The sequence below is a fragment of the Chromobacterium sp. CV08 genome, assembly GCF_051129845.1.
Lineage (GTDB): Bacteria > Pseudomonadota > Gammaproteobacteria > Burkholderiales > Chromobacteriaceae > Chromobacterium.
Genome location: NZ_CP150453.1, coordinates 3,707,342 through 3,719,220 on the forward strand (window position 1 = coordinate 3,707,342; position 11,879 = coordinate 3,719,220).

Annotated in this window: 11 protein-coding genes; 8 read left to right on the forward strand and 3 right to left on the reverse strand. The window is 70.0% G+C overall.

Features of this window, described 5'->3' with window-relative positions; genetic code table 11:
* Positions 1 to 2: 2 nt before the first annotated feature.
* Genes cobJ through bluB form a run of 8 tightly spaced genes read left to right on the forward strand, consistent with a single transcriptional unit; the run spans position 3 to position 8,007 of the window.
* Positions 3 to 1,547 (forward strand): precorrin-3B C(17)-methyltransferase, encoded by a 1,545-nt coding sequence (gene cobJ, locus WNM05_RS16950; RefSeq protein ID WP_434629026.1) that lies wholly within the window; start codon positions 3 to 5, stop codon positions 1,545 to 1,547.
* Entirely contained in the window at positions 1,544 to 2,650 is a 1,107-nt protein-coding gene (locus tag WNM05_RS16955; RefSeq protein WP_434629028.1) for a CobW family GTP-binding protein, read from the forward strand. Before cobJ ends, WNM05_RS16955 begins: the two co-directional genes overlap by 4 nt.
* Before the next feature lie 3 nt (positions 2,651 to 2,653).
* The gene (locus tag WNM05_RS16960) at positions 2,654 to 3,454 is read left to right on the forward strand and encodes an ABC transporter ATP-binding protein (RefSeq protein ID WP_434629030.1); all 801 of its coding nucleotides are present in this window, start codon (positions 2,654 to 2,656) and stop codon (positions 3,452 to 3,454) included.
* Entirely contained in the window at positions 3,444 to 4,412 is a 969-nt protein-coding gene (locus tag WNM05_RS16965; RefSeq protein WP_434629032.1) for an ABC transporter substrate-binding protein, read from the forward strand. The genes WNM05_RS16960 and WNM05_RS16965 overlap by 11 nt, the downstream gene beginning before the upstream one ends.
* Complete coding sequence (locus WNM05_RS16970) at positions 4,409 to 5,431, forward strand: FecCD family ABC transporter permease (RefSeq protein ID WP_434629034.1); 1,023 nt, start codon at positions 4,409 to 4,411, stop codon at positions 5,429 to 5,431. Before WNM05_RS16965 ends, WNM05_RS16970 begins: the two co-directional genes overlap by 4 nt.
* A gap of 31 nt (positions 5,432 to 5,462) precedes the next feature.
* Complete coding sequence (gene cobO / locus WNM05_RS16975; protein WP_434629036.1) at positions 5,463 to 6,065, forward strand: cob(I)yrinic acid a,c-diamide adenosyltransferase; 603 nt, start codon at positions 5,463 to 5,465, stop codon at positions 6,063 to 6,065.
* On the forward strand, positions 6,065 to 7,357 hold the full coding sequence (locus WNM05_RS16980) for a cobyrinate a,c-diamide synthase (protein WP_434629038.1): 1,293 nt from the start codon (positions 6,065 to 6,067) through the stop codon (positions 7,355 to 7,357). The genes cobO and WNM05_RS16980 overlap by 1 nt, the downstream gene beginning before the upstream one ends.
* Positions 7,354 to 8,007: a 5,6-dimethylbenzimidazole synthase gene (bluB, locus tag WNM05_RS16985; RefSeq protein ID WP_434629040.1), complete on the forward strand. Its 654-nt coding sequence runs from the start codon at positions 7,354 to 7,356 to the stop codon at positions 8,005 to 8,007. The genes WNM05_RS16980 and bluB overlap by 4 nt, the downstream gene beginning before the upstream one ends.
* On the opposite strand, the gene WNM05_RS16990 is transcribed toward bluB, so the two are convergent.
* From WNM05_RS16990 to WNM05_RS17000, 3 genes are all read right to left on the reverse strand, one after another.
* The gene (locus WNM05_RS16990) at positions 8,004 to 9,680 is read right to left on the reverse strand and encodes a beta-ketoacyl synthase (protein WP_434629042.1); all 1,677 of its coding nucleotides are present in this window, start codon (positions 9,678 to 9,680) and stop codon (positions 8,004 to 8,006) included. The two genes, bluB and WNM05_RS16990, sit on opposite strands and share 4 nt — an antisense overlap.
* A 1-nt stretch (position 9,681) precedes the next feature.
* Positions 9,682 to 10,554 (reverse strand): alpha/beta fold hydrolase, encoded by an 873-nt coding sequence (locus WNM05_RS16995; RefSeq protein ID WP_434629044.1) that lies wholly within the window; start codon positions 10,552 to 10,554, stop codon positions 9,682 to 9,684.
* 108 nt (positions 10,555 to 10,662) lie between these two features.
* A complete protein-coding gene (locus WNM05_RS17000; protein WP_434629046.1) occupies positions 10,663 to 11,847 on the reverse strand; it encodes a cupin-like domain-containing protein in 1,185 nt (394 codons plus the stop codon).
* Positions 11,848 to 11,879: the final 32 nt, after the last annotated feature.

The following is an 11,879-nucleotide window of genomic DNA, read 5'->3' on the forward strand; positions in this document are numbered from 1 at the left end:
GAATGACCGGCAAACTCTACCTCGTCTCGGTCGGCCCCGGCCGCGCCGAACTGATCCCCGAGCTCGCCCGCCAGGCGCTGGCGGCGAGCGACGTGATCGTCTCCTACGACCTCTACCTGACCTGGGTGCAACCGTGGATCGCCGGCAAGGACATCCGCACCCTGCCGCTGACCCAGGAGCGCGAACGCGCGCAGCTGGCGCTGGAGGAGGCCCGCGCCGGCAAGACGGTCGCCCTGTTGTCCAGCGGCGACATCGGCGTCTACGCGATGGCCACGCTGGCTTACGAGGACATGCGCGAGGACGATGTGTTCGACGTCCAGCTGATCCCCGGCATCACCTCGGCCAATTCCTGCGCGTCCTTGCTCGGCGCGCCGCTGTCGCACGATTTCGCCACGCTGAGCCTGTCCGACCTGCTGTGCCCGTGGGAATGGATAGAAACCCGCGCCCGCCACATCGCCCAGGCCGACCTGGCGGTGGTGTTCTACAACGTGCAGAGCCGCCAGCGCCAGGAAGGCGTGTACCGCATCCTGGACATCATGCTGGAGCACAAGAAGCCGGAAACGCTGTGCGGCATCGTCCGCAACGCCTACCGCGAAGACCAGGCGGTGGAGATCGTCACGCTGGCCGAGCTGCGGACCCGCCGCTTCGACATGCTGACCAGCATCGTCATCGGCAACCGCTTCACCCGCCGCAAGCGCAACTGGATGTTCACCCCGCGCGGCTACTTCAACTGGTCCGACACCAGCGACACGGTGAAGGCCGACGCGCTGCCCGCCGGCGCGGCCTGGGTGTTTTCCGGCACCAGCGACGGCAACGCGCTGTCCCGCGCCATCGCCGAAACCGGCCGTCCGGTGGTGGTCAGCAGCGCCAGCGACTACGGCGACGAACAGGCGCGGCAGGCCGTGCCCGGCGTCGCCACCGTCAGCGGCCGTCTCGGCGTCGAGCGCCGCCGCGAGCTGCTGTCCGGCAGCCGGGCTTCGGCCATCGTCGACGCCACCCACCCTTACGCCAGCGAGATGTCGCAGCAGCTGATGGCGCTGGCCGAGGAGCTGGCCCTGCCCTATCTGCGCTACGAACGGCCGGCCAGCGGCAGCGAACATCCGGTGATCCGCTGCGCCGACAGCGACGCGGCCGCCAGGCTGGCGATGGCTGAAGGACGCCGCGTCTTCCTCGCCACCGGCAGCAAGGAGCTGCACCGCTTCCTCGCCGTTGACGCGGAGCAGAAGCATCAATGGTTCGTCCGCCTGGCGCCGGACCCGCAGCATCTGCAGCGGGCGCTGGACCTGGGCATCCCGCGCTCGCGCATCTGCGCGATGCAGGGCCCGTTCTCGCAGGCCGCCAACGAGGCACTGTGGCGCGACTGGGGCATAGACTGCGTGATCAGCAAGGACGGCGGCGAGGCCGGCGGCTTCGACGCCAAGGCCGCGGCCGCGGCGGCGCTGGGCATCCCCTTCATCGTCATCGACCGCCCGCAACTGGATTATCCGCAGGCCTTCGGCGACTTCGCCTCGCTGCTGGCGGCCTTGCCCAAGGGAGAACAAGCATGAGCGCGCCGCGCCTTCCCGTCACCGTACTGACCGGCTTCCTCGGCGCCGGCAAGACCACGCTGCTGTCCAAGCTGCTGGAGAACAATAAGCAACGGCGGCTGGCCATCCTGGTCAACGAGTTCGGCGAGGTGTCGATAGACGGCGGCCTGCTGCGCGACGGCGAGAACCAGGGCGTCGAGATCCACGACCTGGCCAACGGCCTGGTCGCCTACGACGACGACGCCGACTTCCTGCCGACGATGCTGGCGCTGTGGCAGCGCCGCCAGCAGATAGACCACGTGCTGATCGAAACCTCCGGCCTGGCGCTGCCCAGCGCGGTGATGGCGCAGCTGCAAAGCGAGGCGCTGGCGCCCTATTTCGTGCTGGACGCGACGCTGGCGGTGGTCGACACCCCGCTGCTGCTGGCCGGCCATTTCGCGCCGGCAGGAGACCAGGGCAAGGCCGACGCGGTGGCCGAGCTGTTCGACCAGCAGCTGGGCCACGCCGACATCGTCGTGCTGAACAAGATAGACGCGCTGTCCGCCGACGATCTGCTGGCGGCGGAGGAAGCCGTGCGCAGGCAGGCGCCGGCTATCCGCTTCATCGAACTGGCTTACCAAGCCAAGCTGGACACCCGGCTGACGCTGGGCCTGCACCTGCACGAGGCCTCGCCGGCCGCGCACCGCCATTACGGCCCGGTGGCCAGCATGCCGGGGCTGGCGATGCGGCCGTTGGCCAACCAGACGCTGCTGGACGGCCACAGCCACGGCGGCCAGGCCGCGCACAGCCACGGCCTGGCCACCCACAAGCATTTCCACGAGCAGGACCCCGGCTGGCAATCGTTCATGATCCGCAGCAAGGAGGCGCAGCACGCAGACAGGCTGGCCGCCGCGCTGCAGGCCATCGCCCGCGAGGAGCCGCTGCTGCGCATCAAGGGCTTCGCCGCCTGCGCCGACGGCCCCGGCCGGCTGCTGGCCCAGGGCGTGCGCAGCCGTATCGAGCTGAGCCGCGACGAGGCGCTGGCTCCGCCGCGCCAGGCGCAGCTGGTCTTCATCGGCTACCACCCCAGCCGCCCGCGCGTGGTGGCCTTGCTGCGCGACATCACCGGCGCGCACTGGAGCTAGGCGGTGAGCGCATTGGAACTATGCGGCCTGGACTGGTCGCCGGACCCGGCGGCAGCGCCCGAGGCCAGGCTGCTGCGCGACATCGCGCTGACCGTCCGGCCCGGCGAGTTCGTCGGCGTCATCGGCCCCAACGGCAGCGGCAAGACCAGCACATTGCGCTGCGCCTTCCGCTTCAACAAGCCCTTGGCCGGCGAGGCCAGGCTGGACGGCGCCGACATCTGGGGCCAATCCGCCGCCGCCTTCGCCCGCCGCGTCGCGGTGGTGCTGCAGGAATTCCCGGAGGACTTCGGCCTGACCGTGCGCGAGGTGGCCGACATGGGCCGCATCCCGCACCAGTCGCTGCTGCGCGGCGGATCGGCCGACGACCGCGCCATCGTCGACGAGGCGCTGGCCCAGGTCGGCCTGATCTCGCAGCAAGACCAGCCTTTCGCCACGTTGTCCGGCGGCGAGAAGCAGCGCGCGCTGCTGGCGCGGGCGCTGGCCCAGAAGCCGGAGCTGCTGATCCTGGACGAGCCGACCAACCACCTGGACCTGCGCCACCAATTGTCGCTGCTGCGCCTGGTGCGCCGGCTGGGCATCGCCGCCGTCGCCACCCTGCACGATCTGAACCTGGCCGCCGCCTTCTGCCACCGGCTCTACGCGCTGAAGGCCGGCCGCGTCGTCGCCAGCGGCGCGCCGGAAACGGTGCTGACGCCGGCGCTGCTGGCCGAGGTGTTCGGCGTGCGCGCGCTGGTGGACCGCCACCCGCATGCCGGCCATCCCCGCATCACCCTGATTACCGAAGAACCCTGCCATGAGATTTGACTTCCCCCTGTTGCTGGCCGCCGGCCTCTCCGCCATCGCCGTGTCCCAGGTCCACGCCGCCGCCTATCCGCTGACCGTGCAGAGCTGCAACCGCCAGGTCACCTTCCAGCGCGCGCCGCAGCGCGCCGTCAGCCACGACATCAATATGACCGAGATGATGGTGGCGCTCGGCTTGCAGAGCCGTATGGCCGGCTATACCGGCATCAGCGCCTGGAACAAGCTGAACGCGCCGCTGAAACAGGCGCTGGGCAAGCTGCCGGAGCTGGCCGGCGACTACCCGTCGTCGGAAGCGCTGCTGGCCCGCAACGCCGACTTCTTCTTCGCCGGCTGGAACTACGGCCTGCGCGTCGGCGGCCCGGTGACGCCGGCCTCGCTGGCGCCCTTGGGCATCCAGGTCTACGAGCTCAGCGAATCCTGCGCCCACGTGATGAAGCGCCCGGCCGCCAGCCTGGACGACGTCTACCGCGATATCGCCAACCTCGGCCGCATCTTCGACGTCGAGCCGCGCGCGCAAAAAGTGGTGGCCGACATGCGCGCCAAGGTCGACGGCGTCGCCGCCCGCGTCGCCCGGCGCAAGGCCACGCCGTCGGTCTTCGTCTACGACAGCGGCGAGGACCGCCCCTTCAGCGCCGGCCGACTGGCGATGCCGGACGCGCTGATCCAGGCCGCCGGCGGCCGCAACATCCTCGCCGACGTCAACGCCAGCTGGACCCGAGTCGACTGGGAGACCGTGGTGGCGCGCAATCCGCAGGCCATCGTCATCGTCGATTACGGCAAGGTCAGCGCCCAGCAAAAAATCGACTTCTTGAAAAAGCATCCGGCGCTGAACAAGATGGCGGCGGTACGCGCCAATCGCTTCATCGTGCTGCCCTACGACAGCGCGACGCCCGGCATCGCCAACGCCGACGCGATAGCCATGCTGGCGCGCGGCCTGCATCCGGAAGCCTTCGCCAAGTGAGCCGCGCCGCCGTCAACCGTACACCGGCCTGGCCGCTGCTGGGCGGCCTGCTGATCCTGCTCGCGCTGTCGCTGCCGCTGGCCTCCGGCCTGGGCGCCGCGCCGGTGGACTTCGCCGTCAGCGCCAATGTGCTGCTGCACCAGCTGGGCCTGCCGGTGGAACCGGCCTGGCAGCCGGGCCAGGACCTGATCATCTGGCAGCTGCGGCTGCCGCGCGTGCTGCTGGGCGGCATGGTCGGCGCCGCGCTGGCCCTGGTCGGCGCCGCGCTGCAGGCCACCACCCGCAACCAGCTGGCCGACCCGCACCTGCTGGGCGTCAGCTCCGGCGCCACGCTGGGCGCGGTGACGGTTCTGCTGTTCAGCGGCAATGTGCTGGGCGGCGCCACGCTGCCGCTGGCCGCCTTCGCCGGCGCCTTGCTGGCTACCTTGCTGGTCACCGGCATCGCCGTGCGCCAGCGCCGGCTGCAGGCCGAACGGCTGCTGCTGGCCGGCGTGGCCGTGTCCTTCCTGTTGATGGCGCTGGCCAATCTGATGCTCTATCTGGGCGACCACCGCTCGGCCCCGGCGGTGCTGTTCTGGATGCTGGGCGGCCTGGGCCAGGCGCGCTGGGAGCTGCTGCCGGCGCCGCTGGCCGCGCTGTGCCTGGGCCTGGCCGCGCTGCTGGCGGTGGCGCGGCCGCTGAACGCGCTGATGGCCGGCGAGCAGACCGCGGTCACGCTGGGCATACGGGTGACCCGGCTGCGGCTGACGGTGTTCGCCGCCTCCTCGCTGCTGACCGGCACCATGGTGGCGGTCAGCGGGGCGATAGGCTTCGTCGGCCTGATGATTCCGCACATCGCCCGCCGCTGCGTCGGCGCCGACCACCGCCGGCTGCTGCCGGCCTGCGCGCTGCTGGGCGCGCTGTTCCTGATCTGGGTGGACGCCGCCGCTCGCACGCTGATCGCGCCGGAGGACATCCCGGTCGGCGTCGGCACCGCCGCCGTCGGCGGCGCCTTCTTCATCTGGTTGCTGCGCCGCTGACGGCGCGCGCCCCACACGCAAGGACGACACAATGAAAACCGATCCGGCCTCCCACCAGCGCATGACCGAGAAGCGCAAGGCGGGCTTCGAGAAGAAAAAGGCCGCCGCCACCGGCGAGAAGGGCCTGCTCATCGTCAACACCGGCACCGGCAAGGGCAAGAGCAGCGCCGCCTTCGGCATGGGCCTGCGCACCGTCGGCCACGGCATGCGCCTGGGCGTCGTGCAGTTCATCAAGGGCGCGCTGCACACCGCCGAGCGCGACCTCTTGGGCGGCTTCGACAACTGCGACTTCTACACGATGGGCGAGGGCTATACCTGGAACACCCAGGACCGCGAGGCCGACATCGCCACCGCGCGCAAGGGCTGGGAGCAGGCGCTGGCGATGCTGGCAAGCGAGGCTTACGACATGGTGATCCTGGACGAATTGAACGTGGTGCTGAAATACGAATACCTGCCGCTGGACGAGGTGCTGGCCGCCTTCGCCGCCCGGCCGGCGATGCAGCACGTAGTGGTCACCGGCCGCCACGCGCCGGAGGCCTTGCTGGAAGCGGCCGACCTGGTCACCGAGATGCGCCTGGTCAAGCACCCTTACCGCGAACAGGGCATCAAGGCGCAGCGCGGGGTGGAGTTCTGATGAAGCCGCTGCGCTGCCCGGCGCTGTTCCTGACCGCGCCCGCCTCGCACCAGGGCAAGACCACGGTGACCGCGGCGCTGGCCCGCCATCATCGCAATCAGGGCCGACGGGTGCGGGTGTTCAAGACCGGGCCGGACTTCCTCGATCCCTACATCCTGAAGCAAGCCAGCGGCAACGAAGTCTACGGCCTGGACCTGTGGATGAACGGCGAGGACGATTGCCGCGCGCGGCTGCACCGGGCCGCCGCCGAAGCCGACCTGATCCTGATCGAAGGCAGCATGGGCCTGTTCGACGGCACGCCCAGCAGCGCCGATCTGGCGGCCCTGCTCGGCGTGCCGCTGGCGGCGGTGATAGACGCCGCCGGCATGGCGCAGACCTTCGCCGCCGTCGCCCACGGCCTGGCCGGCTTCCGCCCCGGCCTCGCCTTCCACGGCTTCGTCGCCAACCACGTCGCCAGCGCGCGCCACGCCGAGATGCTGGCCGAGCGGCTGCCCGCCCGGCTGCCGCTGCTGGCCGCGCTCAGCCGCGACGAGGCGGCGCGGCTGCCGGAACGCCATCTGGGCCTGGTGCAGGCGCAGGAGATCGCCGACCTCGACGCCCGTCTCGATCGCGCCGCGGCGCAGATCGCCGGCACCGCGCTGGCGGACTTGCCGCCGCCGGTGGCCTTCCCCGCCGTCGAGCCGGCCGAGACACCGCCGCTGCTCGCCGGCAAACGCATCGCCATCGCCCGCGACGCCGCCTTCGCCTTCGTCTATCCGGCCAATCTGGAAACCCTGATCCAGCTCGGCGCGGAACTGGCCTTCTTCTCGCCGCTGGCCGACGCGGCCCTGCCCGACTGCGACGCCGTCTACCTGCCCGGCGGCTACCCGGAGCTGCATCTGGAGGCGCTGTCCGCCAACGCGGCGCTGAAGGCCGAGCTGCATCGCCATGCCGAGGCCGGCAAACCGCTGTACGCCGAGTGCGGCGGCATGCTCTACCTGCTGGACAGGCTGAGCAAGCGCGACGGCGACAGCGCGGCGATGCTGGGGCTGCTGCCCGGCCAGGCGGTCCTTCAAGACAGGCTGTGCGGGCTGGGCCTGCAACAGATGGACTTCCCCGGCGGCGCGCTGCGCGGCCACACCTTCCACTACACCCGGCTGGAAACGGCTCTGGAACCGATCGCCCGCGCCGCGCGCGCCAGCGGCGCCGGCCAGGGCGAGGCGCTGTACCGCCGCGGCAGCCTGCTGGCCAGCTATTTCCACGCCTACTTCCCGTCCAATCCCCCAGCCGCAGCGAGCCTGTTTCTGCAATGAATCCCCACCGTTACCCGCAATCCGACATCGACGCCGTCTACCGCGCGATACGCGAACGCCGCGACATGCGCCACTTCAAGCCGGATCCGGTCGATCCCGACACCTTGCAGCGCCTGCTGGCCGCCGCCCACCTGGCGCCCAGCGTCGGCTTCATGCAGCCGTGGCGCTTCATCCGCATCCGCGACATGGACTTGCGCCATCGCCTGCACGCGCTGGTGGAAGAGGAGCGCGTCCAGACCGCCCGCGCGCTCGGCGAGCGCGAGGACGCGTTCATGAAGCTGAAAGTCGAGGGGCTGCTCGAATGCGGCGAAGTGCTGGTGGCCGCGCTGATGGACGGCCGCGAGCGGCACGTGTTCGGCCGCCGCACGCTGCCGGAAATGGACCTGGCCTCGGTCGCCTGCGCGATCCAGAACATGTGGCTGGCCGCGCGCGCCGAGGGCCTGGGCCTGGGCTGGGTGTCGATATTCGACCCGGACAAGCTCGCCGCGCTGCTGGCGATGCCGGAAGGCGCGCGGCCGGTGGCGATACTGTGCATAGGCCACGTCGAGGCCTTCTACCCGCGGCCTATGCTGGAAGAGCAGAACTGGGCGCGGCGGCAGGACCTGGCCGAGCTGGTCTGCGACGACCGCTGGCCAGGCCGGACCGGCTAGCGCCCGCCGCCGAAATAGGCGCGCAGCGCCTCGCCGTCCGGCAGCGCGATCGGCTGTCCGTAGCCGTCCACATGCAGGCCGTCGGCGTCGACGCGCACCCGGCCGTGATCGTGGTCGACCCCGCCGCCGGGCTGATAGCGCACGGCCTCCTTGCCCTGGCAGGCATTGTCGTCGGCGTCGGCGATCCGGTGCAGCGTCCCTTCCAGCCGGCGCCGGTAGTCGACCAGCCGGGCCTCGCCGTAACGCGCGGCCAGCCGCGCCAGCGTCGGCTCCGGCCCCAGCAGCACCGCGGAGGCGTTGTTGCCGCCGAAGCCCTTGGCGTTGACGATGACCGCCTCGGCCGCGCCGATCTCGCGCGCCTCGGTCAGCACGTCCAGCGACGTTCCGGCGGCGCTTTCCGCCACCTGGTCTATCGTCGTGATGCCCGGCACCCAGCCGTGGCGCCAGGCGCCCAGCGCGGCGGCGATCTGGTCGCCGGCGGCGGTGCCCAGCGAATGGCCGACAAAGGGCTTGATCGACGTGACCGCCAGCCGCGCCGTGCCCAGCATCTCGGCCACAGCCTGCAATATCGCCGCCTCGGTCGCGCAGTTCAGCGGCGTGCCGGTGCCGTGCGCGTGCACGTACAGGCTGCCCCGCCCGTCCAGCAGCGAGCGCGCCAGCGCCGCCGCCTTCAGCATGCTGATATGGTTGCCTATGCCGGGCTCGGTGATCGATTTCTTCGCGCCGTCGGCATGGACGAAGACGTCGGCCACCATGCCCAGCACATTGGCGCCCAGCTCCAGCGCCAGCTCGTCGGCCATCAGGATCAGCACCTGGGCCGACTCCCCCAGCACGAAGCCGGCGCTGCGGCCGAAAGGCTGGCAGGCGCGGCGGTAATCGGGCTGGCCGTCGTCGCCGAGCGGCAGCTTGTCGGTCGTGGCCAGCGCCCCCATGGCGGCGAAACCGTCCAGCACCGGCGGCTCGACCGGCGCCTCGGCGCCGCCGATGACGGCCACCAGGGCCCGTCCCGACTGGATGTCCTGCACCCCCTGCTGCAGGTTGTAGAGGAAGCTGGCGCAGGCTCCGAGGCTGGCGCCGGTCCGTCCTATGCTGTGCAGGATGTAGCCGTTGATGAAGTCGGCCGGCATCTCGGGGAAGGACAGCGGCAGCAGCTTGGTGCTGACCCGCTTGCCGGCCATGGACTGCTGCACCAGCGTCGTCATCGAGGCCGAGTCGACCTGGCCTATCGAGCTGCCGGCATAGACGGCGACCCGGTCCGGGCCGACCAGGCGGCAGACGCCGTCCCACGACAGGCCCAGCGACGCCAGCGCGTCCGCCATCGCGTAGACCGTCATACGGATGCCGGCCGGGTGGTTGCGCGACGGATACAGCGCGCCGGGGTCGAAGCCGCGCGGCAGCAGCGCGGCGCTGCGCACCGGGCGCTCCGCCAGCCAGGGCCGCTCTTTGCTGGCGTCGCGCACCAGCGTGCCGTCGAGCACCCGCCGCCGCGCGGCGGCCGCGTCGTCCCGCCACAACTCCCCCAGCCCCATTCTGACGGCCAGGTCCTGCATGGTGGCGTCGACGGCGCCGGCCGGCAGATGCGGAAAAACCAGCCGTTGATAGCCGCGGTGGCCGGAGGTGCGGCCGGCCGCGTTGATGCCGCCGGCGGCAACGATAAGCGGTGCCTGCTTCAAGTTACCGTCCCTTTTCTGCAATGCCGGCGCGCGCCGGCGACGCCGGCGGCCGCTGGCCGCCGATTTCATTCAAGACATGCGAAACGACGGCCGGTTCCGCCAGGATGCGCCGGTGTCCCAGCCCGCGGGTCACGTGCAGGCCGGCCCGGTCGCCGAGCGCAGCCGCCAGTTTTTCCGATTGCGACAGCTCGACGAAATCGTCGTCGGCGTCGTGTATCAGGCTGACGCGGGCGCGCAGTCCGGACAGATTGTTGTGCGAGGAGAACTCCTCCCAGATCGTAGTCCTGCCGAACATCTGCTCCAGGTGGCGCCGCAGCAGGCCCACCGTTTCGTCGCCCAGCTGCATCGCCGCGGTATAGCGGGCGATCAGATAGGAAAAGTCGGACACGCCGGACAGCGCGACCAGATGCGAGGCGGCGACGCCGTGATTGAGCGCGTAGAACGCGTACAGCACGCCCAGCGAATGGCCTATCACGGTGTCGGCCGGGCCGACGCGCTCCTGCAACGCCAGCAGGATGGCCCGGATGTCCAGCAGCGTGGCGGTGTCGCCGCCGGAATCGCCGTGTCCCGGATTGTCGAAGGCCAGCACCCGGAATCCGGCGTCGACCAGCGGCTCGACGAAGGCGGTGAAATCGGTGGCGCGCGCGCTCCAGCCATGGATGCAGACCGCGATGCGCTCGCCGTCCCCCCACTGGTAGACCGCCACCGGATTGCCGTCCACCTCCAGCGGCACGCGCCGCGCGCGGGCCAGCACCGGCGCGTCCGCCGGCCGGACCGCGGTGCGGGCGGGTTTCTTGAACGATTCGAATATCAGCCTGGCCGCGACTTCCGGCCGCATCGCGTTCAGTTGCTGGGCCGCGCTGTCATTGGCCATGGCGGCCTCCATGGTATTGCCTGCGGTCTGTCCGCATCTGTCCTCCCCGCCGGCTCGCCGGCGTCGAATCTGAAAAACGGCTGGCGACGGCCAGCCGGCCTCGCGCTCTCAGTCGGCCGCCTGCCGCGAACGCAGATCGTTGCGCGGATCGGCGAAGGCGTACAGCGACGAGGCGATGTCCTCGTCGAACAGCCGGCCGTGCTGCAGCACCTTGCGGCGGATTTCCTTCGCGTGCGGATCCCGCCACTTCAGGTAGTTGAGCATGGGCGCGTACAGATTGGGCTCGGCTATCGTACGGAAGGTCAGCGAAATCGAGTGCGAGCCGGGCGCGTTCGACACCGTATGCCACCACCAGGGCGGCAACACCAGGATGTCGCCGGCCGAGACCCTGACCTTGTACTTCGGCATGTACTGGTACAGCGGGAAGCCGCGCCGGGCGATCACCGCGTTCGGCTCGCGGCCGTCCACGCGGGACACGTGATAGGTCGCGTTGTCCTTGATGACGGAGTACAGGCCGGACGAATAATACGGCGAGGTGACGCGCCAGTCCTTTTCGCCGGCTATCGCGACGAAATAGTTGTAGCCCGGCTCGGTATGCCACAGCGTGTGCGAGCGCTGCGACTGGATGAACAGCTGCTTCGAGATCACATAGCCGACCGGCACCGTCTTGAAATACCACTTCTTCCGGTACTCCATCAGCCTGGACAGGTGGTGGATGTGGTTCAGGTCGCAATAGTCCTTGATCAGCGAGCCGCCGTTCTCGTGCATGACGTCCTCGATCGCCTTGGCGCTGTAGCGCTCGTCCGTCACCACCGACTGCACCAGATCGCGCATCTTCACATAGCTCATCTGGTAGAAGTTCTTCAGCGGCACCGGCTTGCCGTCGTCTGGGAAGGTCTGGTTCGGCTCGGAGTGGACCGGCACGTCGATATCGCCGTAGTGCTTGGCGAAAAAGTCCAGATCGAACTCCTGGAAGGCCTTCCAGTGGCGCGCGCCGCCCTTGATCACCACCGGCAGCTGCCAGAGGCGGAATTTCTCCATCATTTCCGGCGTCGCGTCCTTCGCATCCACCTCGTGGATGGGGATGTCGTCGACATGCTCGGGAACGTGCTTCTCGCAGTACTCGAGCAGCTTGTCCTCGCCGCGGCGGAACAGGTCCAGGCCGACACAGGGCTGGAAGTTGTGCTCCTCCTGCATGCCGCTGGCGATCTTGCCGTGCCGGCTCAGATAGCCGAAGCCCAGCCAATACGACAGATGCGGCAGCCGGGGCAAGGTGAATGGCGGATGGTACATGGTGTCAACCTCTCGATGTGGTGGGCGGTCCG